The sequence below is a fragment of the Kitasatospora purpeofusca genome, from assembly GCF_036010405.1.
Lineage (GTDB): Bacteria > Actinomycetota > Actinomycetes > Streptomycetales > Streptomycetaceae > Kitasatospora > Kitasatospora purpeofusca.
The window spans coordinates 744,636-769,492 of the sequence record NZ_CP108561.1 but is presented as its reverse complement, the minus strand read 5'-3'; the positions used below and the strand labels follow the sequence as shown (position 1 = coordinate 769,492).

Genomic DNA, 24,857 nt, shown 5'->3' with positions numbered 1-24,857 from the left:
GCGCGCCGCACCCCGTCCGGTCAGGACCGGGGCGCGGCGCGCGGGAGGACCGGGTCGGGCGGCCGGAGGGGCGTCCGGCTCACTGCCCCATGACGTACTTGACGGTCGGCCCGGTGGTCCAGCCGCCGTCCACCGCGAGTTCGGCGCCCGTCACGTAGGAGGCGTCGTCGGACAGCAGGTACACGACGGCGGTGGCGATCTCGGGGGCCTCGCCGACCCGGGCCATCGGGGTGTTGGGGTAGTTGCCCTCACCCTGGCGGATGCCGACCGCCGCCGTCATCGGGGTGTAGGTCATGCCCGGGTGCACCGAGTTGACCCGGATCCGCTCGGCGCCCAGCTCGACCGCGCCGATCTTGCTGAGGCCGCGCACACCCCACTTGGAGGCGCCGTAACCGGCGGTCAGGGCGAGGCCCATCAGGCCGGCCGCCGAGGAGATGTTGACGATCGAACCGCCGCCGGCCGCGCGCATCGCCGGGACGACGGTCTTCATCCCGATGAACACCCCGGTCAGATTGACGTCCAGCACCTTGCGGAAGTACGCCACGCTCTCGTCCGCGAGCAGGGTGCCGGTGGAGATCCCCGCGTTGTTGACCAGGCCGTGCACGGCGCCGAACTCCGCCACCGCGTGGTCCACCACCCGCTGCCAGTCCTCCTCGGAGGTCACGTCGTGCCGCACGAACCGGGCCCGCTCGCCGAGCTCGGCGGCGGTGGCCAGGCCCTCCTCCTCCAGGAGGTCGGTGATCACCACATTGGCGCCGGCGGCGACGGCCAGCCGCGCGGCCTCGGCGCCGAGGCCGCGGGCGCCGCCGGTGATGACGACGGTCTTGCCGGTCAGGTCGTTCATGAGGTGCTCCTGGAGGGGGTGGGGGCGGAGAGCATGGCGGCGGACACCGTCACCAGGTCGGCGAGGAAGGTCTCCTCGTCCGTCAGGGAGGTGGACCCGGTGAGGTACTGCTGCGCCCGGTCGGCCAGTGCCGCGCCGATCAGGGTGAGGACGAGGTCGAGGCGCTCCAGCCGGATCGGCTCCGGCAGGCCGGAGATCCGCTGCTCGGCCAGCGCGATCAGCCGCCAGTAGCCGCCGCCCGCGAGGGTGGGGTGCGGGGTCCGGGTGCGGACGCCGCTGCTGTGGCTGATCTGGGCCGAGATCCGCAGGCAGTGCCGCCCCTGCTCGGTGCGCAGCTCGGTGGCCTCGGCGGTGACCAGGGCGTCGAGCAGCCCGGGGAGGTCCTGTTCCGCGAGGGTGGGGAGCCTCGGCGCGAGCGCCCGCTCGGTGCGTTCCTGCCGGGCGGCCATGATCGTGTCCAGCAGCCCTTCGCGGGAGCCGAAGTGGTACTGCACGGCGGACGGATTGCTCTGTCCGGCCAGTCGGACGATGTCCTTGGTGAGCGAGGCCTCGACACCCCGGGTGGCGAAGAGTTCCTCCGCCGCCCGGATCAGCCTCTCGCGGGTCTCGTGGCCCGCCGACGTCCTTGCCATGCTCCAAGATTAATACTGGGCATTATTAATCGCAAAGCAGGACGCCGCCCGGTCGGCGTGTCGGGGGTGGGGCGGTCCCCACGGCAACGGGCCCGGCCGGCCTGTGCGGCCGGTCGGGCCCGAACTGAGCGGTCATCCCGGTCCGTCAGCCGTTCTCGTTCCCGCCCCGGTCGTCGCGGTCGCCCCGGTGACGCCCGACGGAGGTGGTGAAGACCTGGGAGTCCTCGGCCGCCGGAGCGCCGGTGCCGGTCACCAGGTTGCGGCTGGTCGAACCGAACACCACCGTGCGGCCCGCGGCGTCCACGAAGGGCTCCCGCGACGAGCCGTTGCCGAGCGAGCCGTCGGCGGCGGTGGAGACCCGCTCGGTGCGGCCGGTGCGCAGGTCCTGGCGGTAGGCGTCCCAGTCGGCGTGCTGCGGGCCGGCCACCAGGTTGTCGGCGGCGGACTCGAAGTAGAGCCAGCGGTTGTCGGCGGTGATCGACCCGTGGTCCGAGGAGCCGACCGAGCTGGTGCCCGGCAGGCCGCCGCTGACCTTGGTCACGGTGCCCGTCCGCAGGTCCCGGACGTGGAGCACCGTGTGGTAGCGGTGACCGCCGGTCGAGCCGCCCGGCTCGGCCAGGGTGTAGATCGCGCGCCGCCCGTCGGGGCTGATCGTCGCCTCGAAGCTGGAGTTGCCCAGGACTCCGTCGGTGCCCGTGCTCACCGGGGTCAGCCGCCCCGTGGGCACGTCGTAGACGTAGTAGACGGCGGACGTCGGGTGGGAGGCGATCGACTGCGCCGCCCCCTGCGGGGTGCTCCGGCGTGCGGCCTCGGCGGCGCTCGGGGTGAGTTCCACGTCCGCGGCGGCGGGGTCCTCGGGGGGCTGCTGGTCCGGCCGCAGCGCGGAGAGCGAGGAGAAGCCGATGGTGCGGCCGTCCGCGCTGATCGTCGGGTGCACCGAGAGGCTCTCGCCCGGCTTGCCGTTGAAGTCCTTGGAGACCAGCCGGGTGGTGTGGGTCCGCCGGTCGGTGAGGTAGACGTTGTACTTCCAGGTGTACGGCCGGGCCAGCGACGGGTCGGTGCCGTCGGCGGGAGGCTCGGTGTCCACCACCGTCGGGTCCAGGTCGGTCCGGGAGGACACGAACGCCACGTACCGGCCGTCCGCGCTGATCGAGGGCGCGTAGGAGGAGTGGTACTGGTCGGTGTCGGTCCCGGCGGCGCTGCCGCTGACCAGCTCGGTGCGCCCCGTCCAGCGGTCGCGCAGGTACACCTCGGTGCGCCCGGTCACCCGTGCGCCGGGGGCCACGCCCTCGGCCTCGCTGTCGAAGGCGACGTAACGGCCGTTGGCGTTGATCGCGACGTAGTCGGTGAAGCCGTTCAGCGGCTCGTCGGCGTCGGAGAGGTTGACCCGCTCGGTGCGCCCGTTGCGCAGATCGGTCACATAGGCGTCGCGCCCGCCCTTCGAGGGCTGCCCCACCAGGTTCGTGCCCCAGGAGGTGAACAGGGCGTAGCGGCCGTCGGCGCTGATGCCCTTGCTGAACGACTGTCCGTCGGGCGCGGTGCCGTTCACCCCGGTGCTGATCTGGACGGTGCCGTGCGCCACCGGCCGGGCCAGGGCCTGGGCCGGCGCGGCGGTGGCGGCGATCACGGCGGCCGCGGCCAGCACTCCGCCGCCCGCGAGCCAGCGGTTGCGGGACGTCCGGCTGGTACGTGTCATCAAGGCTTTCCCCTCAGATCGCCCGGCCGGGCTCCCTCCCGGTGGCGGGCTTCCCGGGAAGCCAATCCTCCGGACGGCCGGTCGTCAACGATCGAGGGGGATCCGAACCGGAAGATACGTCAACTGACTTATACAGCAAGGGAATCATCCGATCGATAGCACTGCGGGTCCGATGGCGGAGCTTCTGCAGCCCCCTGCGGGATCCTCCGTCAGGGGCGGTCCGGGAGGACGGCGACGGCGAGCGGGAGGTGGCCGACGGGGAGGCGGGAGGTGCGGCCGGTGGCGGTGTCGACGACGGTGAGCCCGTCCCAGCCGCCCTCGCGGGTGAAGCCGCCGGAGACGTAGGCGGTGCGGGCGTCGGGGGAGAGGGTGACGGTCTCGTGCGGGCCGTCCAGCGGGACGAGGCGCTCGCTGCCGTCGGGGGCGCGGACGGTGAGGGACGGTCCGGCGTCGGTGGCGGGGTCGATCGGGCCGGTGCCGACGGTGTAGAGGGTGCCGTCGGGCGCGGCGGTGACGCCGTGCTGATGGGTGTTGGCGGTCATCGGCTCGACGGTGACCCGGCCGGTGGACGGGTCGACCACGGCGAGGCGCTCGCCCTCGAAGGGGAGCAGCAGGGCGCCGTCGGAGGGGCGGACGGCGGTGTAGTGCGGCTTCAGCCAGGAGCCGAGTCCGCCCTCGGTGCCGTACGGCGCGACCTCGGTCCGGCGGGCGGCCCAGGTGGCGGTGTCGACCGTGGTGACGTCGAAGGAGTCGTGGTCGGTGACGTATACCTGGCGTCCGTCGGCCGAGACGTCCACGTCGAAGGGGCGGCGGCCGACCGGGACGACCCGGACGACCGCCCGGGTCGCTGTGTCGACGACCTCCAGGGTGCCGTTGCCACCGGGCACGTTGACGCCGACGTAGGCGCGGGTGCCGTCCGGGGAGAGCGCGATGCCCATGCCGCCGCCCCGGTACTCGCCGGTGGTGACCGGCCCGGTGCGGGTGGTGTGCGGGACCAGGGCGACCCGGGTGCGGGTACGGGTGTCGACGACGGCGACGCCCTCGGCGGTGGCGACCCAGGCGGTGCCGTCGGGTGCGACGGCGAGGCCGTACGGGGCGGTGCCGACGCGGACGGAGCCGAGGTCGGCGGCGCGGCCCGGGCGGGAGGGGTCGACGAAGGTGACGGTGTCGGCGCCGAAGTCGGTGACGAGCAGGGTGGGGGAGGGGGCCCCGGCGGTGGCGGTGGCGGTGGCGGTGGGCGTCGGCCTGGCTGTGGGCGTGCTCGTGGGCACGGGCACGCCCACGGGCGTGGGCGCGGGCTCCTGGTTGCCGCAGGCCGTGAGCAGGGTGGTGCTCAGTACGGCCACGGCGGCGGTGCGGGCGAGTACGGCGCGGGTGGTCACGGCTCCTCCTCGGACTGGGCCGCCTCCCACCCTCCGTCATCGGGCCGGGGTCGGGAATCGGCGGCTCGGCCCGTCCGGGAGCGACGGTCGGTGGACGGCCGTGTCGTCCGATCGGTCGATCCCCCAGCCGGGAATCGGGGGGACACTGGGTGGTTCCCGTCCTCAGCGCCCCCCGCACCGAGAGGCTGACCCCCCATGGCCGCCCCCGCCGTCACCGTCTTCCGCAACGTCCGCCCGTACGGCGCCGAACGGGCCGTCGACCTGGTCGCCGTCGACGGCCTGCTGGTCGACCGGCTGCCGGAGGGCGCCGAGCCGGAGGTGGTCGACGGCGCGGGCCGGATCGCACTGCCCACCCTGGTCGACGCGCACATCCACCCGGACAAGACCGCCTGGGGCGAGCCCTGGTACAGCCGGCGCCCGGCCGGTTCGCTGCCCGAGTACGTGCAGGGCGACGTCGACCTCCACCGGCACCAGCGCACCCCGTTGGCCGAGCGCGCCCACCGGCTGCTCGCCCACGCCGTGGCCTCCGGCACCCGCGCCGTCCGGGCGCACGTCGACGTCGCGCCCGCGTTCGGCCTGGCCGGGGTGACCGGTCTGGCCGAGGTGCGGGAGCGGCTGGCCGGGGCGCTGGACCTCCAGCTGGTCGCCTTCCCGCAGCACGGCGTCCGCCGCACCCCCGGGGCGGGGGCGCTGCTGGCGGAGGCGGCGGAGGGCGGGCTGATCGACGCGGTCGGAGGCATCGACCCGGACGGCTTCGACGGCGGTCCGGACGGTGAGGGCCCGGCGCAGCTCGACCTGGTCTTCGGCCTGGCCGAGCGGTACGGGCTGCGGCTGGACGTCCATCTGCACGACCGGGGTGATCGCGGCCTCGCCCCGCTGCGCGACATCGCCGCGCGGACCAGGGCCGCCGGTCTGGCCGGCCGGGTCGTCGTCAGCCATGCCTTCTGCGTCCCGGAGCTGGTCGGCGAACGCCTCGACGAGCTCGCCGAGCTGCTCGCCGGGTCCGGCGTCGGCCTCACCACCGTGGCGCCCTCGGCGCACCAGGTCCTGCCGTTCCGCGAACTCCGGGCGCACGGCGTGCGGGTGGGCCTGGGGTCGGACGGTGTGCGGGACTCCTGGAGCCCGTTCGGCAACGCGGACATGCTGCACCGGGCCCACCTGCTCGGCTGGACGACCGACGCCCGTACGGACGAGGAGCTGGCCGAGTGCTTCGCGCTGGCCGCCGACGGCGGCGCCGAGCTGCTCGACCTGCCGAGGGCGACCCTGGAGCCGGGGACGCCGGCGGACTTCATGCTGGTGTCCGGCGAGTGCCTCCCGCAGGTCGTCGTCGACCTGCCGCCGCGCGAGCTGGTGGTCCGGGCCGGCCGGGTGGTCGCCAGGGACGGGCACTACCTGGGCTGACCGGTCGGGGACGGCGCTCCGGCGGAGCGGCCGGCCGGGGGCGGGGCTCCGAGGGAGCGACCGCCGCCCCCGGCCGAGGGGGTCTCAGCCCTGGTACTGGACGACGATCTTCGTGAACTCGTACGGGGACTGCGCGACGCCGCTGCACGCGTCGGCGTCGGTGCCCGAGCCGCAGGCGCGGTCGCGGTTGACGGACCAGAAGGAGTACCGGGCGAGGTGGTGCTGCTGGGCGTAGCCGAGCAGGGTGCGGAAGTCGGCGGTGGTGACGGTCTCGCCGGCCTCGTCGGTCTTCCCGTTCATCGAGGAGACCCCGACGTGCCGGTAGGCGGCGTCGTCGCTGTAGCCGTAGGCGCTCTTCACCGCCGCCTTGAGACCCTCCAGGGCGCCGACGGAGGCCTGCCCCATGGTGCCGGTGTGGCCGCCGAAGTCGAACGGCATGACCACCCAGCCGTCGTTGGCGAGGCCCGCCGCCGCGCCGCGCTTGATGAGGTCCTTGCCGGTGGCGTCGGGGCCGGTGGGCGTGGTGCCCATGGTGATGTAGGTGACCAGGCCGGGGTTCTTGGTCTTGACGATCTTCAGGGCGTCGACCACCCGCTGACGGACCGTCGCGTTCCCGAACTCGGTGTCCTCGATGTCGATGTCGAAGGCTTTGAGCCTGTAGGCGTCGATGACCTTCTGGTAGGCGCCGGCCAGTGCGCTCGCGCTGGAACACTTCTCGCCGAGCTTGTTGCCGCTCCACCCGCCGACCGAGACCACCACATCGCCGCCGGCCGCCCGGATCGACTTGATCGCGGCCTCGTCGGAGCCCCCGGTGAGCGGCCGGCTGCCGTCCCACTTCGGGTTGCACCCGCCGTCGGAGAGGATGAAGGCCAGCGTGAACCACTTGACGCCGGTCGCCTTCATCACGTCCGTCGGCTTCTGCGGGCTGCCCCAGCCGAGGTACTCGTACGGCGCGGCGGCCATCCCGGGCGCGGCCGCTGCGGCGGACTCCGCGGCCGCGACGGCCGGGTTCGCGACGGCGGGGTCCGCCGCGGCGGAGGCGACCGGGGCCAGCAGGAGGGCGGCCGGACCGAGGGTGGCGGCCAGCAGCGGGGCGGTGAGGCGGACTCCGATGGTCTTGCGCATGCCAACTCGCTTTCGTCGATCCGCCGCACAGGGCTGACGGCAGCTCAGGGGGAGGTGGAGGACCACCCGCGGCGGACGACGACGGCCCGCGGCGGGTGTCTCACAGAATCGGGGTCCCGGGCCGCGGGGTCAATGGATTTGGTTAGGAAAGTTTCCGAATGATTCGACGGGGTGGGAAGGGGGACGGGAAGGGCACCCCTCAGGAGCGCGGCGGAAGCGGGCGGAGGTCGGGCCGGGTCGCGTCCACGTGGGCCGCGCAGGACTCCTCGGTGCCGGTGAAGCCGGTGGGGTGCCAGCCGGCCGGGGCGGGGCGGTCGGCGGGGTAGAGGGCGTGCTGCTGTTCGTCGTTGACCAGGACGGTCCATTGCACGATGGGCTCCAGGGATGAGGAGGGAGGTCGGGGCGGCCGGTCGGGTCAGCGGAAGCCGCCGTCGATCCTCAGCACCTCGCCGGTGAGGTAGCTCGCCCGGTCGGAGAGCAGGAAGGCCACCAGGTCGGCCACCTCCTCGGGGCGGCCGAGGCGGCGCAGCGCGACCTGTTCGAGGGACCGCTCGACGGCCTCCTCGGGCAGCTGCGCGACCAGGTCGGTGTCGATGTAGCCGGGGGCGACGGCGTTGGCGCGGATGCCGTAGCGGCCGACCTCCTGGGCGAGCGAGCGGGTGAAGCCGATGATGCCGGCCTTGGTCGCCGCGTAGTTGGTCTGCCCGGCGTTGCCGCAGATCCCGGCCACCGAGGACAGGTTGACGATGGCGCCGTGGCGGCGCAGCACCATGCCGTCGACGACCGCGCGGCAGGCGTGGTAGACGCCGCTGAGGTTGACCTGCAGCACGTCCTGCCAGTCCTGGTCCTCCATCAGCAGCAGCGGGGTGTCGCGGAGGATCGCCGCCGAGGCGACCAGCGCGGTGATCGGGCCGAGCGCGTCCTCGGCGCCGTCCACGAGGTCGCGGACGGCCTCCGCGTCCGCGACATCGGTCCGGCGGACGTAGGCGGCCCGGCCGAGGTCCAGCAGCTCCTTCTCCAGGGAGCGGGCGGCGTCGGCGTCGGCGCTGTAGCAGAGGGCGATGTCGTAGCCGTCCTCGGCCAGCCGCAGGGCGGTGGCGCGGCCGATGCCGCGGGTGCCGCCGGTGATCAGCGCGACGGGGTCGGTGGTCCGGTTCATCGAGGGCCTTTCGGGTCGGGAAGCACGGGAAGCACGGGAGGCGGGCGGGCGGGTCAGCCGGTGGCGCGGTCGCGGACGCGGCGCCGCAGCTCGGTCAGCGGCAGGTCCGGCCGGTGCGTCAACAGCTCCAGCACGAAAGGCCACTGGCGCATCATGGCCGCCATCGACTCCGGGTCGATCCGCTCCGGCGAGTACAGCCACAGGCCGCGCAGTCCGGCCTCGGACTCGTGCATCATCAGGTAGAGGTCGGCGTTGTGCGGGCGCATCTCGGTGACCAGCTCCGGGATCACCTCGGCGTCGCCGACGTCCAGGCTCAGCGGCGCCGCCGTGAGGCCGTGCAGGTCCAGCGGGTCGCCGGCCACGTTCAGCAGGTTGAACAGCAGCCGCAGCGGGTTGTGGTCCTCCCCGGCGTCCTTGCGCAGCTGCCGCAGCGGGACCTCCTGGTGCAGATGCGCGTCCAGGACACCGGCCCGGACGGCGGCCAGCAGCTCGCGCACGGTCGCGTCGGCGGCCGGGCGGGGGCGGACCACGACCGGGTTGATGAAGAAGCCGATCATCTGCTCGGTCTGCGGGTGCTCCCGCCCGGCCAGCGGGAAGCCGACCGCGAGGTCGCCGGCCGGGTCCGACTCCGGCGCCTCGCCCCGCGCGTAGCTCTGCAGCAGCAGGTGGAAGCCGGTCAGCAGCAGCATGAACAGCGTCACGCCCTCGCGCTGCGCCGCCTCCTTGAGGGCCGAGGCGATCGCGGGCTCCAGCACGAAGCCGCTGGTGTACCCGGTGACGGCCCCGTCCCGCTGGTGCTCCGGCGCCTCGAACCGGGGCAGCGCCGGCAGGTCCGCCAACAGCCGCTCCCAGTGGGCGAGATGCTCGTCGAGCACGCCGTCCGCGAGCCGCCGCCGCTGCCAGGCCGCCCAGTCCGGGTACTGGACGGACGGCGCGGGCAGCCGCGGTTCGCGGCCCAGCACCCGGGCCGCGTAGAGCTCGCCCAGTTCGCGCCCGAGCAGCGCGTACGACCACAGGTCGACCACGATGTGGTGCAGCACCAGCACCAGCACCCATTCGCCGGGTTCGGTGGCGATCAGGGTGCCCCGGACCAACGGGCCCTCGGCCAGCCGGAACGGGCGGTCCACCTCGGCCGCGACCAGTCGGCGCACCGCCTCCCGGCGGTCGGCGGCGGGCTGCTCGCGCAGGTCGACGGTGGCGAGCGGCCAGCCGCCGACGGGGTCGGCGAACTGGCGCCAGTCGCCGGGCTCCTCCTCGACGATCCTGGTCCGCAGCGCCTCGTGGCGCTGCACGATCGTGTCCAGGCTCGCCCGCAGCGCCGCCGGGTCGAGGGTGCCGGTGAGGACGGTCGCGGTGATGACGTTGTGGTGCGAGGACTCCGGGTCGACGGGCTGGTGCACGATGTCCAACTGGGCGAAGGACAGCGGCACGCCGTGGGTGCGGTCGGCCGGCGGCACGGGACCGCCGGTCCGGGCGGGTCGGCGCCGTCGGCGGGCGGTGTCCCCCGCGGGCGGCGGACCCCCGGCGCCGGGCAGGGCGGCGCTGCCGGTCACGGCCCTGAGGGCGGCGAACCAGGTCTCGGCCAGTTCGCGCACCTCGGGCTCGGTGAGCACGCCCTGCGCCCAGGTCCAGCCGGCCGCCAGCCGGGGGCCGTCGGGGCTGTCGTAGGTGACGGCGTTGAGTTCCACGGGGTGGGTGAGCAGGCCGACCGGGGCGTCCGGGTCGCCCAGGGCGAGCGCCGCGTCGGCGGTGACCGGCGCCCAGGGGGTGTCGGGACCGGCGTCGGCGAAGCGCCCGAGGTAGTTGAACGCGACCTGCGGGGAGGGGAGTTCGGCCAGTGCCGGGGCGGTCGCGGGGTTGAGCCGTCGCAGCAGCCCGTGGCCGAGGCCGTCGCCGGGCAGTGCGGCCAGCTGTTCCCGGATCCGGACGACGGCGGCGGCCAGCTCGGTCCCGGCCTCGGTGACCCGGGGCCAGCTCAGCGGGCCGGGGGCCAGCCGGACCGGCTGGACGGCGGTGAACCAGCCGACGGTGCGGGACAGGTCGACGCCGTCGGCGAGGTCCTCCTGCCGGCCGTGGTTCTCGACGGCGACGAGGACGCCGTCGGCCGGCGGGTCCAGCGGGGCCCGGCGGCGGCGCCACTCCTCCAGGGCGATGCCGAACGCGGCCAGCAGCACTTCCTGCACGCCGGTGTGGAAGGCGCCGGGGGCGGTGCCGAGCAGGGCGGCGGTGTCCTCGGGCGGGAGGGTGAGGACCAGCCGCCCGGTGCCGGTGACCGTTCCAGTGGTGGGCAGCAGTGCCGGGGTGCCGGTCAGCAGCCTTTGCCAGGCTGGGAGTTCGGCCAGCCGGTGCGGGGCCGAAGCCTCGGCGGCCAGCAGCTCGGACCAGCGCCGCACCGAGGTGCCGACCGGCGCCAGCAGTACCGGACGGTCCGCGAGCACGGCCTCGCCGGCGGCCCGCAGGTCCGGAAGCAGGATCCGCCAGGAGACGCCGTCCACCACCAGGTGGTGCAGGACCAGCAGCAGTCGGCCGGGCGCGTTCTCCCCGGCGTCCAGCCAGACCGCCTTGAGCATCACCCCGGCGGCGGGGTCGAGGCGGCGGCGGGCGGCCGCGGCCTCGGCGGCGGTCAGCGCCCGCAGCTTCTCGGGATCGGCTCCGGCCGCGTCCGTCCGGACCAGGTGGTCGGCGACCCGGACCGAGCCGACCGGGCCGGTCTCCAGCTCCCAGCGGCCGTCCGGCGCCACGGTCAGCCGGGAGCGCAGTACGGCGTGGTGGTCCACCAGCGCCTGGAGCGCGGCGGTGAGCCGGGGCAGGTCCAGCACACCGGCCGGCGGCAGGGCGATCACCGCCTCCTGGCTGAACTCGCCGATCGGGGCGTCCAGTTCGCGCAGCCACTCGGTGATCGGGGTGGGCCCGACCGTTCCGACGCCGTCGTCCTCGGGTCCGGCCGTCCCGTCCGCAGGGACGGCCACGGCGGCCAGCGCGGCCACCGACTGATGGGCCAGGACGTCCCGGGCACCGATCATCAGCCCGGCACTGCGGGCCTGGGAGACCACCTGGATCGCCTGGATGCTGTCACCACCGAGGTCGAAGAAGCCGTCCCCGGTGCCGACCTCGGGCAGTCCGAGCACCTCCGCGAAGATCGCGCACAGGGTCTCCTCGACCGGGGTGCGCGGCCGGCCGGACCCGGCGCCCGGGGCGAAGCCGGGGGCGGGCAGCCGGTCGCGGTCCACCTTGCCGTTGGCGGTGAGCGGCAGTTCGGCGAGCACCACCACGGCGGCCGGGACGAGGTACGGCGGCAGTTCGGCGGCCAGCGCCGCCCGCACCGCCACCGGGTCGGGCGCCGTATCCGGGCGGGGGACCAGGTAGCCGACCAGGGTGCGCTGCCCCGGCCGGTCCTCCCGGACCGTCACCACGGCCCGGGCGGCGTCCGGGTGGGCGGAGAGCGCGGACTCGATCTCGCCCAGCTCGATCCGGAAGCCCCGGACCTTCACCTGGTGGTCGGTACGGCCGAGGAAGTCCAGCCGGCCGTCCGCCCGCCACCGGACGAGGTCCCCGGTCCGGTACATCCGGGTTCCGGGCTCGCCGAACGGGTCGGGCAGGAAGCGGCGCGCGGTCAGCCCGGGCCGGCCCAGGTAGCCGCGCGCCAGACCGGCGCCGGCCACGAACAGCTCGCCGGGCACACCGGCGGGCACCGGCCGCAGCCCCTCGTCCAGCACGTACACCCGGGCGCCCGCGATCGGTCGGCCGACCGGCGGGTCACCGGCGCCGGGCACCAGCGGCCCGGTCAGGGTGGCGCACACCGTGGTCTCGGTCGGCCCGTAGGCGTTGACCATCCGCCGGTCCGCCGACCAGCGGTCGGCCAGCGCGGCCGGGCAGGACTCGCCCGCGACCACCAGGGACAGCCCGGCGGGCAGCCCGCCCTCCGGCACGGCGGCCAGCACACTGGGCGGCAGCGTCACATTGGTCACGCCGTAGTGCTCGCAGGTCCGGGTCAGCGGTTCGCCGGGGAGCAGCTCCTCCTTGGGGACGACCACCAGCGCGGCGCCGGTCAGCAGCGCGTCGCAGCGCTCCGCCACCGAGGCGTCGAAGCTCGGCGAGGCGAACTGCAGCACCCGGCTGTGCTCGTCCAGGCCGAAGCCCTCGGCCTGCGCCGCGACCAGGCCGGGGAGGCCGGTGTGGGTGACCACCACGCCCTTGGGGGTGCCGGTGGAACCGGAGGTGTAGATGATGTACGCCGCGTGCGCCGGGGTCAGCGGCTCGGCGCGGTCGGCGTCGGTCGGTGCGCCGCCGGGCAGTGCGGCCAGCTCGGCGAGCACCTCGGGCCGGTCCAGCCGCAGCACCGGGACCTCGCCCTCCGGCAGCGCGGCGGCCGATCCGTCGTCGGTCAGCAGCAGGACCGGGCGGGCGTCGTCGAGCAGGAAGGCGATCCGCGCCGCCGGGTAGTCCGGGTCGACCGGCAGGTAGGCGGAGCCGGCCTTGACCACGGCCAGCATGGCCACCACCGACCGGGCCGAGCGGCCCAGCGCCACCGCGACCGGCCGCTCCGGGCCCGCGCCGCGGGCGATCAGCAGCCGGGCCAGCCGGTTGGCCTCGGTGTCCAACTGGGCGTAGGTCAGCTCCCGCCCGGGGTCGACGACCGCGGTCCGGTCGGGGGTGCGGGCCGCCTGGGCCTCGAACAGCGCGGGCAGGGTGGCGGGGAGCGTGCTTCCGAAGGACGGGGCGCTGCCGGCCCAGTCGGTGAGCAGCCGGTGCCGCTCGTCGGCGGAGAGCAGCTCGGCCTCGGCGACCGGGCGGTCCGGGGCGGCGCAGACCGCCAGCAGCATCCGCCGCAGGCGTTCGGCCAGCAGCTCCACGGTGGCCGGGTCGAAGACGTCGGCGTTGTACTCCACCACGCCGTCGATCCCGGCGGGCGCGCCGTCGCCGGGGGTACGGCGGCCGGTCAGCGAGAACACCAGGTCCATCCGGGCGCCGCCGCTGTCCACCGGCACGGCCTCCTCGGTCAGACCGGGCAGGCCGAGCACCGCGTCGGGGACGTTCTGCCAGGCCAGCAGCACCTGGAACAGCGGGTGGTGCGCGGTGGAGCGGGCCGGGCGCAGCGCGTCGACCAGGAACTCGAACGGGACGTCCTGGTGGGCGTACCCGTCCAGGCCGCGTTCGCGGACCCGGGCCAGCAGCTCGCGGAAGGTCGGCGCCCCCGACAGGTCGGCGCGCAGCACCAGGGTGTTGACGAAGAAGCCGACCAGGTCCTCGGTGGCCGCGTCGGTGCGGCCGGCGACGGTCGCGCCGAGCGGGATGTCGTCCCCGGCGCCGAGCCGGTGCAGCAGGGCGGCCAGGGCGGCGTGCACAACCATGAACTCGCTGGCGTCGTGCCGGCGCGCGAGCGTGGTGACGGCGGTGTGCAGTTGGGCGTCCCACTGCAGGGCGACGGTGCCGCCGCGGTGGGTGACAGAGGCCGGGTGCGGCCGGTCGGCGGGCAGCGCGATCCGCTCCGGCAGTCCGGCCAGGGCCTGGCGCCAGTAGGCGAGTTGTTCGGTGCGCAGGCTGTCCGGGTCGTCCTGGCCGCCGAGCAGCCGGTGCTGCCACAGGGTGTAGTCGGCGTACTGGACGGGCAGCGGCGCCCACTGCGGCGGGCGGCCGCCTAGGCGCGCGGTGTAGGCGGTGGCGAGGTCGCGTCCGAGCAGGGCGACGGACCAGCCGTCGGCGGCGATGTGGTGCACCACCAGGACCAGGGTGTGCCGCTCCGGGCCGTGCACCAGCAGCTCGGCGTGCAGCGGGATCCGGCGGGCCAGGTCGAAGGTGTGGCGGGCGGCGGTCCGCACGGCCGCGGCGGCGGCGGTGGCCTCCGGCTGTTCGGTGACGGTGAGCACCGGTCGGGCGGCGGCCGGGTCCAGGACGTGCTGGCGCGGCACCCCGCCGGTGTCGGGGAAGACGGTGCGCAGCGCCTCGTGCCGCTCCACCACGTCGGCCAGCGCGGCCCGCAGGGCGTCGGTGTCCAGGGGGCCGGTCAGCCGCACCGCCATCGGGATGTTGTACGTGGCGGAGGGGCCCTCCAGCCGGTCGAGGAACCACAGCCGGCGCTGGGCGAAGGACAGCGGCAGTTCGGCGGGCCGGGCCTCGGGGGCCAGCGCCGGGCGGGGCGCCCCGGGGGCCCGGTCGGGGTCCTCGGCGGCGAGGCGGGCGGCCAGTCCGGCCACCGTCGGGGTCTCGAAGAGCGCCCGGACCTGGACCTCGGCGCCCAGGGCGGCCCGGATCTGGGAGACCAGCCGGGTGGCGAGCAGCGAGTGGCCGCCGAGGTCGAAGAAGCTGTCGTGGACGCCGACCGCCGGTACCCCGAGCACCTTGGCGAACAGCGCGCAGAGCGCCTCCTCGCGCTCGTCGCGCGGGGCGACGTACACCGCGTCGAGGTCGCGGCGGTCGCCGTCGGGCGCGGGCAGCGCCTTGCGGTCGGTCTTGCCGTTGGGGGTCAGTGGCAGTGCGTCCAGCAGGACGAACGCCGTGGGGACCATGTAGCCGGGCAGGCGTTCGGCCAGGGCGGAGCGCAGCGCCGGGACGAGCCGGCGGGCGAGCCGGCGCCGGGTGCCGCTGACGAGGCTTCCCCAGTCCGGCTCGGCCGCCGGTGGCGGGACGAGCGACGCGGGCCCGCCCTCGGTGTTGGGTCGGCGGGCGAGCAGGGTGAGCGCGCCGTCGGGGCCGTGCTCGGACCAGTCGAGCTCGATCCGGTAGCCGAGCGCCTCGCCGAGGGCCCAGAGCTCCTCGGGGTCGACGGCCTCGGGCCGCTCCGCGGGCGGTTCGGGGCCGTCGCCGAGCCGTCCGAGGGTGTCGGCGAGCTCGCGCAGGCGGGCGTTGGGCACGCCGGAGACGGCGAGTCGCGCGGGCCGCCGGGTCGCGAGGCGCTCGCGCAGCGCGGCCACGGTCAGGCCCTCGGCGGCCCAGTCCAGCGGCTCCGGCTCCGGCTCCAGCGGCTCGGACGGGGCTTGAGCCGGGGCGCTGGCGGCCGGTCCGGTGGTGAGGACGACGTCGTAGCGGAACCGGGTCAGCTCATTGGCGGTGGCGGCCCGCTTGGGCAGCACCCGGACCTCCCGGACGGCCGGGAAGCGGCTCGGCAGCGCGGTGAACAGCGCCGGGTCGAAGACGAGTTCCTCGTCCTCCGCCAGCCGTCGGCGGGTCCGGGCGAGCAACTCGGCGGGCGGCAGGCCCGGTTCGGCGTGGGCGAGCTGGACCGACAGGTGGAAGGACTCCAGCAGCGGCAGGCTGCGGATGTCGCCGAGGAACAGCGAGCCGCCCGGGGCGAGCCGGGGCAGCGCGCCCTCGATCACCCGCAGCAGGTAGCGCTCGTCCGGGAAGTACTGGACCACCGAGTTGAGCACGATCACGTCGAAGAGCCGCTCGGGCAGCCGGTCGAGCCGGTCGGCCGCGCAGAGGTGCAGCGCGACCTCGCCGAGGGTGTCACCGGCGCCGTCGACGACCTCGCGCAGACCGGTGAGGGCGACCTCGGAGATGTCGGTGCCTGAGTAGTGCCCGACCTGCGGGGCGACCCGCTGGAGGATCAGGCCGGTGCCGCAGCCGATCTCCAGCACCGAGCGGGGGCGCAGGCCGAGCACCCGCTCGGCGGTGCGGTCGGCCCACTCGCGCATCTCCGCGGCCGGGATCGGCTCGCCGGTGTAGCTGCTGTTCCAGCCGCGCAGGTCCTCGCCCGGGATCTCGGGGTCCGCGGCGGAGCGGGCGGGAGCGGGGGCGTCGTCCGGGTCGTCGTAGGCGGTGTCCCAGATCCGGCGCCACTCCTCGACCTGGTCCGGCCACTCCTCCGCCGGGCCGGGGCCGCCGTCGGGCGCCGGCACCACGTAGGCCACCAGCCGCTGGTCGCCGGGAACGTCCTCGCGGACCGTCACCACCGCGTGGCCGACCTCGGGCCGCCGGGCCAGCTCGCTCTCGATCTCGCCGAGCTCGATCCGGAAGCCCCGCACCTTCACCTGGTGGTCCAGCCGACCGAGGAACTCGATACCGCCGTCCCGCCGACGGCGCACGAGGTCCCCGGTGCGGTACAGCCGGTCCTGCGGCCCGGCCCCGAGCGGGTGCGGGACGAACCGCTCGGCGGTCAGCTCCGGCCGGCCCAGGTAGCCCCGGGCCAGGCCGGCGCCGCCGATGTACAGCTCGCCGGGCACCCCGGGCGGCGTCAGCCGGCCCTGCTCGTCGAGCACGTGCAGCTCGGTGTTGGCGATCGGCGCGCCGATCGAGATCGGCCCGTCCCCGACCTCGGCCACCGCCGACCAGATGGTGGTCTCGGTGGGCCCGTACATGTTCCACAGCTCCACACCGCCGGACCGCAGCCGCCGGGCCAGTTCGGCGGGCAGCGCCTCGCCGCCCGCCAGCGCCTTCAGCCCGGGTGCGCCCGGCCAGCCCGCGTCCAGCAGCATCCGCCAGGTGGACGGGGTGGCCTGGACGACGCTCGCCCCGGAGGCTGCCAGCAGCCGGGACAACTGCTCGCCGTCGGCGGCCGCGCCGCGCTCGGCGACCACCACCCGGGCGCCGGTGACCAGCGGCAGCAGCAGTTCCAGCAGCGAGATGTCGAAGGAGTGGGTGGTGACGGCGAGCAGGGTGTCCCCGGCCGTCAGACCCGGCCGTTCCCGCATCGAGCGAAGGAAGTTGGCCAGCGCCCGGTGCGGGACCTGCACGCCCTTGGGCCGCCCGGTCGAGCCCGAGGTGTAGATGACGTAGGCGAGGTCGTCCTCCTCGACGACCGGCGCCGGTTCGGCCGTGTCGTGCGCGAGCCCGACCGGCTCCTCGTCGGGCTCCTCGTCGGGCTCCTGGTAGGGCTCCTGGTAGGGCTCCTCGTAGGGCTCGTCCAGGCAGAGCAGCTCGGCGGCGGTCGCGGGCAGCCGCTCCGCCACCGGCCGCTGGGTGAGCAGCACCGGCAGGCCGGAGTCGGCCAGCATGTACGCGATCCGCTCCGGCGGGAACTCCGGGTCGATCGGGACGAACGCGCCGCCCGACTTCAGTACCGCCAGCAGCGCCACCACCAGGTCGACCGAGCGCTCGGTGCACACGCCCACCAGGACGTCCCGGCCCACACCCCGCCCGCGCAGGCGCGCGGCCAGCCGGTCGGAGCGCCGGTCCAGCTCCGCGTAGTCCAGCGCCTCGGCGCCGCAGCGCACGGCCTCGGCGGCCGGGGTGCGGGCGGCCTGCTCGGCGAACAGGCGGTGGACCGGGGCCCGGTCGGGCCACTCCCGGCCGGTGTCGTTGCCCTGCTCGCGCAGCCGCCGCTCCTCCTCCGCCGCGAGCATCGGCACCGCGCCGACCGGGAGGTCCGGACCGGCGATCAGCTGCTCCACCAAGAGTCGCAGATGGCCGGCCAGTTGGTCGACGGTGGCGGCGTCGAACAGGTCGCTGTTGTACTCGAAGCGGCCGCTCAGGCCGTCCGGCCGGTCGAAGACCTGGAGCTCCAGGTCGAAGCGGGCCGTGCTGCCGGCCACCTCGATCGGCTCCAGGTGCAGGCCCGCCACGTCGAAGGAGGGCATCGCGATGTTCTGGAACACGAAGGAGACCTGGAACACCGGGGTGCGGGAGAGGTCCCGGCGCGGGTGCAGCTCCTCCACCAGCCGCTCGAACGGCAGCTCCTGGTGGGCGAACGCGCCCAGGCACACCGGCCTTACCCGGCCCAGAAGTTCACGGAAGGACGGCGCACCCGAGAGGTCGGTGCGCAGCGCCAGCATATTGGCGAAGTAGCCGATCAGCCGCTCCACTTCGGGGCGCCCCCGGTTGGCGACCGGCACGCCGACGACCACGTCCTCCTCCCGGGTGTAGCGGTGCAGCAGCACCTGGAAGGCGGCGAGCAGGGTCATGAACGGGGTGACGCCCTCGGCCCGGCTGAACTCACGGACCTGGTCCATGAGTTCGGCGGAGAGTGCGAACGGGCGGGAGCCGCCCCGGGTGCTCTGCACGGGCGGGCGGGGCCGGTCGGTGGGCAGTTCCAGGGCGGCCGGGGCCCCGTCGAGCGTCCGCCGCCAGTACTCCAGGTCGGCCCGGGCGCCGTCCCCGTCCAGCCGTTTGCGCTGCCACACCGCGTAGTCGGCGTACTGGATGGGCAGTTCGGGCAGCGCGGGCTCGGTGCCGCCCGCGTAGGCGCCGTAGAGCGTGACCAGCTCGTCCAGGAACACCGAGGTGGACCAGAGGTCGCCGGCGATGTGGTGGATGGTCAGCAGCAGCACGTGCTCGTCGTCGGCGAGCCGCAGGAAGCGCATCCGCACCAGCGGGCCGGTGGCCAGGTCGAACGGGCGGGCGAACTCCTCCCGGGCCAGGGCCTGCACGCCCTCCTCGCCGTCCGGTCCGGCCAGGTGCTCGCACGGCACGACGGCGAAGCCCGGCTCGGCGCCCTCGGTGACCACCTGGACGGGCTCGCCGTCCACTGCCCGGAAGGTGGTGCGCAGCGCCTCGTGGCGGCGGGCGATCGCGGAGACGGCGCGCCGCCAGAGGTCCAGGTCGAGCGGGCCGCGGATCCGCGTGGCGCCGCAGACGTTGTAGGCGGTGTCGCCCGGCGTCAGCTGGTCCAGGAACCACATCCGCTGCTGCGGGAAGGAGGCCGGGAAACGGTGCTCCCGGGGCCGGGCGGCCTTCTTGCGGCGCAGGCGTTCGGCGAGGAGTGCGCGCTTCTCGGCGGCGGAGAGCGTCGCGGGGTCGGGGGTGGTCATCGCACGTCCGTCCTCGGGGGTTCCGTGGGTGTCGCGGGCGCTCATTCCTGGTTCCCCCGGTCAGTACGGTCCGAGGCGGCCTCGTCGGCCGTCTCCTCGGCGAGCAGGGCCTGGAGGCGGGCCTCCACCTCCTCGTCGGACAGGCCGTCGAGGTCGTCGAGGTCGTCCAGGTCGTCCGAGGTGTCCAGGCCGTCGAGGTCGTGGTCGTCGAGGTCCCCGTGTCCGGGTCCTCCGCCGTCCCCGGCGCGGCTCAGGGCCTCGATGGTGTCCCCGTCGCCGCCCCCGGTACCGCCGCCCCCGGCCAGCAGGTCGACGGTGTGGGCGACGGTGGGGGACTGGAAGAAGTCCCGCAGGTCGAGTTCGGTGCCGAAACGGCTCCGGATCCGGGTGTTGATCTGCACGGCGGCCAGCGAGTGGCCACCCAGGGCGAAGAAGTCGTCGTGCACACCGACCTCCTCGACGCCCAGCACCTCCCGCCAGAGCGCCGCGACGGCCTCCTCCCGCTCGGTGGCGGGCGCCACGAACGGGGTCGCCAGCTCGGGCCGGGGGTGGCTGCCGCCGAGCGGGGCCAGCTGTTCCAGTTCACGGGCCAGCAGCGCCGGGGTGATCGAGCGGGCCAGTCGCCGCAGGGCGGTGAAGTCCTGCGGGGTGACGACCAGGTGGGCGGGGAGTTCGGGCTGCGCCAGCACCCGGGCGAACGCGGCCCGGCCCTCCGGCTCGCCGAAGCCCTCGGCGAGCGCGGCCAGCGCACCGGCAGAACCGGTCGGGCCGCCCTCGGCAGAACCGGTCCCGGTGTCCTCGCCGGCCGCCTCGGCCTCCGCGACGGTCTGTCCGATCTGGGTCAGCAGCGCCTCGACGTCATTGATCCGCTTGACCGTGAAGTCGGTCACCAGGACCAGCAGCCGGCCGTCCGGGTCCAGGAGTTCGAGGTCGCAGGTGAGGGTCTCCCCGGTCGACCCGGCCGGGTGCTTGATCTCCACGGCGACCTCCACCGTGCCGGTCAGCGGGTGCAGGATCCGCAGGCTGCGGTAGGTCAGCGGCAGGTAGTACGGGTCCTCGGCGTGCAGCCGGAAGACGCCGCCGGCCATGTCCAGCAGGGCCGGGTGCAGCGGGTAGTCCGCCAGGTCGGCGAGGAAGTCCTCGTCCAGCCGGAGGGTGGCGAGCATCCGCCGGCCGCCGGTGCGGATGGTCTTCAGTACCTGCCAGCGCGGTCCGAACCAGAACCGCAGCGGTCCGCCGCCCTCCTCGAAGCGCTCCACCCCGAGACGGCGGCGGATCTCGTCCTCCGTCTCCAGGACCTCCGTCACCTCGCAGCGCTCCAGCACCTCCGCCAGGTCGCGGACGACGTCCGGGCCGCGCTCGTGGAAGGAGGCCGAGCCGGTCGCGTGCTCGCGCCACGGCGCGTCCGGTGCCGGACGGCTGCGGACGGTGAAGTGCGGGCGCCCGTCCCGCTCCTCGATCGTGGTGAACACCGTCCGGTGCTGCCCGTCGGGGACGACCACGGGCGTCATGAACAGCACGTCGTGCAGCTCGATCTCCCGCTCCCCGGCCTGTCCGGCCAGCGCGGCCCGGACGAGCTCCAGGTAGGCGGTGCCCGGCACCAGGCCGTGGCCCATCAGCCGGTGGTCGTCGACGATCCAGCTGTCCGCGGTGGAGAGCACCGTCTCGTAGACGACGGTGGTGCCCTCGGTGCGGACCGGGCGCAGCAGCGGGTGGCCGGTCTCCGGCCCGGCGGCGGTCGCCCGGCCGGTGAGTCCGGCGGCCATGCCGACGCCCTCCCAGGTGCCCCAGCCGAGCGCCGTCACCGGGCGGCCCTGCCGGCGCCGCCACTGGGCGAAGGCGTCCAGGAAGGCGTTGGCCGCGCCGTAGTCGCTCTGGCCGGGGCCGCCGAGGACGGCGCTGACCGAGGAGCAGAGCAGCAGGAAGTCCAGCGGGTCGTCCGCGCACAGCCGGTCGAGCAGCAGGGTGCCGACGGTCTTCGCCGCCAGGACGGCGTCGGCGTCCGCGCGGGTCCGGCGGGCGAGCATGCCGGTGGACGGCGCCCCGGCCGCGTGCACCACGCCGTTCAGCGGGCCGAAGCGCGCGCGCAGGGCGGCCAGCGCGGCGCCGAGTTCGCGCTCGTCGGTGACGTCGGCCCGCAGCAGCGCGATCCGTGCGCCGCCCTCGCGGAGCCGGGTGAGCCGGCGGATCCGGGCGCCGGTCGGGTCCTGCTCGCCGTGTTCAGCCAGCCAGGCCGGCCAGTCCTCCTCGGCGGGGAAGTCGGAGCGGCCGAGCAGGCCCAGCACCGGTGCCCGCACGCCCTCGGCCAGCTGCTCGGCGAGGGCCAGGCCGACGCCGCCGAGGCCGCCGGTGACCAGGTAGACGCCGCCGTCGCGGGGGTGCGCCGGCGGGTCGGCCGGGCCGTTCGCCGCGTCCGCGGCGGGGACGGCCGGGAGCGGGAGCGCGTCGAAGTCGCGGACCCACCAGTGCCGGCCGCGCAGCGCCACGTCGCGTTCCGCGGGGTCGCGCAGCAGCAACCGGTGCACGGCGCGCACCGCCTCCTCCGCCGGGGCGGCCGGGTCGGTACCGGTGATGTCCAGCAGCCGGCAGTCGACGTCCGGCAGCTCCTGGGGGATCACCGTGCAGGGGCCCGCCAGCAGGGCCTGCTCGGGCCGCAGCGGCTCCTCGCCGGTGACGCTGTGGACGCCCCGGCAGAGTACGTCCAGGGTCACCGGGACGCCGGGGCGGCCGTCAGCCGGGCCTCGTCCAGTGCCTCGCCGTCCAGCACGTCGTCGTCGGACAGGTCGTCACCGAGGCTGAACAGGTGCACCAGGCGCAGCGAGGCGGCGCCCCGGAGGTCCAGCGCGCCGAGCAGTTCGGCGGCCTGCGCGCGGTCGTCCGGGTCCAGCGACCAGGAGTTCGCGCCGCGGGCGTGCGGGCCGGGCACGCGCAGCCCGTCGGTGCGCTCCGAGCCGTCGGCGGTGCCGACCCGGACCACGGCGGCGCCGCCCTCGGCCAGCCGCTCGGCCAGCGCGGAGCCGAGGCCGGTGCCGTCGCCCAGCACCACCCACAGCGGTCCGCCGTCCGGGGTGTCCGGGGTGCGCGCGGTCTGCGGGGCGAGGCGTCGCCAGCCGGGGGTGCGGAACCAGTCCTCGACCGGGACCGGCCCGGCCGTCGCCGTGCCGCCGGTGGCCGCAGGATCGGCCGCCGGGCCGGTCGTGGCGGTGCGGTCCGGCTCCACCCAGTAGCGCTGCCGCTGGAAGGCGTAGCCGGGCAGCCGCAGCACCCGCCCGTCGGCGCCCGGCCGCAGCACGTCCCGGTCGACCGGCACGCCCGCGCTCCACAGCGCGCCCAGGCCCCGGCGCAGCCGGAGCACGTCGTCCTCCCGCTCCTGCGGGTGGCGCAGCGAGCCGACCACCGTCCGGCCCTCCTGCCAGGCGCCGTGGCGGCGGACGAAGTCGCCGAGGGTGTGGCCGGGGCCGACCTCCAGCAGTACCCAGGACGGGTCGGCGAGCAGCAGTGCGGCGGCGTCGGCGAAGCGGACCGGCTGCCGCAGGTGGCGGCCCCAGTACTCCGGGTCGGTCGCCTCCTGCTCGGTGATCCAGGTGCCGGTGACGTTGGAGCAGAACGGGATCCGCGGCGGGTTCGGCCGTACCGCGCGGACCGCCTCGACCAGCGGGCCGACGGCGCCGTCCATGGCGGGGGAGTGGAAGCCGTGCGAGGTGTGCAGGCGGCGGCAGGGGACGGCGGCCTCCTTGAGGCGTCGCTCCAGCGCGTCCACGGCGTCGGTCGGGCCGGAGACGACGCTCAGCCCGGTGGAGTTGAGGGCTGCCACGGCGAGTCCGGCGCCGTCGGCGTCCTCGGCGCTGTCGGCGCTGGCGGCGCTGTTGGCGAGCCAGGGCGCGAGCTCCCGCTCGGACAGGAACACGGTGAGCATCGACCCGGTGGGCATCGCCGCGACCAGTCGGCCCCGGGCCGCCACCAGCCTCACCGCGTCCGCCAGTTCGAACACGCCCGCGAGGCAGGCGGCGACGTACTCGCCGACGCTGTGGCCGACCATCGCGTCCGGCCGCACGCCCCAGGCCGTCCACTGCTGCGCCAAGGCGTACTCCACCAGGAACAGCGCGGGCTGGGCGTACTCGGTGCGGGTCAGCCGCTCCGCCGCCGCCTCGGCCTCCCCGGGGGCGGGGAACAGCAGCGCGCGCGGGTCCTCGCCCAGCTCGGCGGCGAACAGCTCGGCGCAGCGGTCGAGTTCGGTGGTGAACACCGGCTCCCGGCGGTACAGGCCGCGGGCCATGTCGACGTACTGGGTGCCCTGGCCGGGGAACAGGAACGCCACCCGGGCGCCCTCGGCGGCCTCCGTCGTACCGGCGGCGGTCACGGCGCGCAGCGCGGCCACCGCCCCGGCCCGGTCCGGGGCCACCGGGGCGGCGCGGCGGCCGAAGGCGCGGCGGTGGTGGGTCAGGGTGTGGGCGAGGTCGTCGAGCCGCAGGCCGGGGTGGGCCTCCAGGTGGTCGGCGAGGCGTCGGGCGCCCTCGGCGACGGCCTCGGCGGTGCGTCCGGACAGCGGCAGCAGGACGGGGACGGTCTCCGCGGCGGTGACGTCGGTAGAAGTCGGGGGCGCGGGCGCCTCCTCCAGCACCAGGTGCACATTGGTGCCGCCGATGCCGAAGGAGCTGACCCCGGCCCGGCGCGGCCGCTCCCCCCGGGGCCACGGCCGCAGCCGGTCGTTGACGAAGAACGGGCCCGATTCCAGGTCGAGTTCGGGGTTGGGCTTGGTGAAGTGCAGGGAGGCCGGGATGGCCTCGTGCCGCAGCGCCAGCACCGTCTTGATCAGCGCGGCGACCCCGGCGGCGGCGTCCAGGTGGCCGATGTTGCTCTTCACCGAGCCGATCGCGCAGTAGCCGGTCTCCTCGGTGTCCTCGCGGAACGCCCGGGTCAGCGCGGCGAGTTCGATCGGGTCGCCGAGCGCGGTGCCGGTGCCGTGGGTCTCCACGTAGCCGACCGAGCCCGCGCCGACCCCGGCCATCGCCAGCGCCTCGGAGACCACCGCGGCCTGCCCGTCGACGCTCGGCGCGGTGTAACCGGCCTTCAGCGCGCCGTCGTTGTTGACCGCCGAGCCCAGTACCACGGCGTCCACCGGGTCGCCGTCGCGCCGCGCGTCGGCCAGCCGGCGCAGCACCACCACGCCGACGCCGTTGCCGGGCACGGTGCCGCCCGCCGAGGCGTCGAACGGCCGGCAGTGCCCGTCGGGGGAGAGGATGCCGCCCGGCTCGTACTGGTAGCCCTGCTCCAGCGGGGAGCCGATCGACACCCCGCCGGCCAGGGCGAGGTCGCACTCGCCGTTCAGCAGGCTCTGGCAGGCCAGGTGGACGGCGGTGAGCGAGGTCGAGCACGCGGTCTGCACGCTCATCGCCGGGCCGGTCAGGCCCAGCTTGTAGGCGACCCTGGTGGCCAGGAAGTCCTTGTCCGAGGCCAGCAGCGTCTGGTACGGCCCCGCCGACTCGAACACCCGGCGGTTGGCGGTGACGTTGTGCAGCAGATAGGTGTTCATCCCGGAGCCGGCGAACACGCCGATCCTGCCCTCGAAGTCCTCCGGCACGCAGCCGGCCGACTCCAGCGCCTCCCAGGCGCACTCCAGGAACACCCGGTGCTGCGGGTCCATGATCTCGGCCTCGCGCGGGTTGTAGCCGAAGAACGCCGCGTCGAAGCGGTCGGCCCCGGCGAGCACGCCCTTGGCCCGGACGTAGCCGTCCCGGCCGGACACCTCCGGGTCCACCCCGGCGGCCCGCAGCCCGGCCTCGGAGAGCACCTCGATCGACTCCCGGCCCTCCTCCAGGTTCCTCCAGAAGCTGTCGACGTCGGGGGCACCGGGGAAGCGGCCGGCCATCCCCACGACGGCGATCTGGTCGAGTTCTTCGGACATCTCCGGCATCGGGGTCACCTGTCGCTCT

The 24,857-nt window shown here is 75.3% G+C and carries 11 protein-coding genes; 1 reads left to right on the top strand and 10 read right to left on the bottom strand.

All coding sequences use genetic code 11. From position 1 onward, the window contains the following. Positions 1-79: 79 nt before the first annotated feature. From OG715_RS03405 to OG715_RS03390, 4 genes are all read right to left on the bottom strand, one after another. Positions 80-844: a glucose 1-dehydrogenase gene (locus tag OG715_RS03405; RefSeq protein ID WP_266309319.1), complete on the bottom strand. Its 765-nt coding sequence runs from the start codon at positions 842-844 to the stop codon at positions 80-82. Next, complete coding sequence (locus tag OG715_RS03400; protein ID WP_327063985.1) at positions 841-1,476, bottom strand: TetR/AcrR family transcriptional regulator; 636 nt, start codon at positions 1,474-1,476, stop codon at positions 841-843. Before OG715_RS03400 ends, OG715_RS03405 begins: the two co-directional genes overlap by 4 nt. Positions 1,477-1,621: 145 nt before the next feature. Next, a complete protein-coding gene (locus OG715_RS03395) occupies positions 1,622-3,172 on the bottom strand; it encodes a TolB-like translocation protein (RefSeq protein WP_327063984.1) in 1,551 nt (516 codons plus the stop codon). Between the two features lie 209 nt (positions 3,173-3,381). Continuing rightward, positions 3,382-4,554: a YncE family protein gene (locus OG715_RS03390; protein ID WP_327063983.1), complete on the bottom strand. Its 1,173-nt coding sequence runs from the start codon at positions 4,552-4,554 to the stop codon at positions 3,382-3,384. A gap of 195 nt (positions 4,555-4,749) precedes the next feature. On the opposite strand from OG715_RS03390, the gene OG715_RS03385 reads away from it, so the two are divergent. Next, positions 4,750-5,955, top strand: a complete 1,206-nt coding sequence (locus tag OG715_RS03385) for an amidohydrolase (protein ID WP_327063982.1) — start codon at positions 4,750-4,752, stop codon at positions 5,953-5,955. Positions 5,956-6,039: 84 nt separating this feature from the next. Here OG715_RS03385 and OG715_RS03380 read toward each other — a convergent pair whose 3' ends face one another. From OG715_RS03380 to OG715_RS03355, 6 genes are all read right to left on the bottom strand, one after another. Beyond that, positions 6,040-7,080, bottom strand: a complete 1,041-nt coding sequence (locus tag OG715_RS03380) for a chitinase (protein ID WP_327063981.1) — start codon at positions 7,078-7,080, stop codon at positions 6,040-6,042. Between the two features lie 199 nt (positions 7,081-7,279). Then, a complete protein-coding gene (locus OG715_RS03375; protein ID WP_327063980.1) occupies positions 7,280-7,450 on the bottom strand; it encodes an MbtH family NRPS accessory protein in 171 nt (56 codons plus the stop codon). A gap of 45 nt (positions 7,451-7,495) precedes the next feature. After that, the gene (gene fabG / locus OG715_RS03370) at positions 7,496-8,239 is read right to left on the bottom strand and encodes a 3-oxoacyl-ACP reductase FabG (protein WP_327063979.1); all 744 of its coding nucleotides are present in this window, start codon (positions 8,237-8,239) and stop codon (positions 7,496-7,498) included. A gap of 53 nt (positions 8,240-8,292) precedes the next feature. Further along, entirely contained in the window at positions 8,293-18,969 is a 10,677-nt protein-coding gene (locus OG715_RS03365) for a non-ribosomal peptide synthetase (RefSeq protein WP_327063978.1), read from the bottom strand. Beyond that, on the bottom strand, positions 18,966-21,635 hold the full coding sequence (locus OG715_RS03360) for an SDR family NAD(P)-dependent oxidoreductase (protein ID WP_327063977.1): 2,670 nt from the start codon (positions 21,633-21,635) through the stop codon (positions 18,966-18,968). Before OG715_RS03360 ends, OG715_RS03365 begins: the two co-directional genes overlap by 4 nt. Beyond that, positions 21,632-24,838, bottom strand: coding sequence for a type I polyketide synthase (locus tag OG715_RS03355; RefSeq protein ID WP_327063976.1), 3,207 nt, complete (start codon positions 24,836-24,838; stop codon positions 21,632-21,634). Before OG715_RS03355 ends, OG715_RS03360 begins: the two co-directional genes overlap by 4 nt. Between the last annotated feature and the right edge of the window lie 19 nt (positions 24,839-24,857).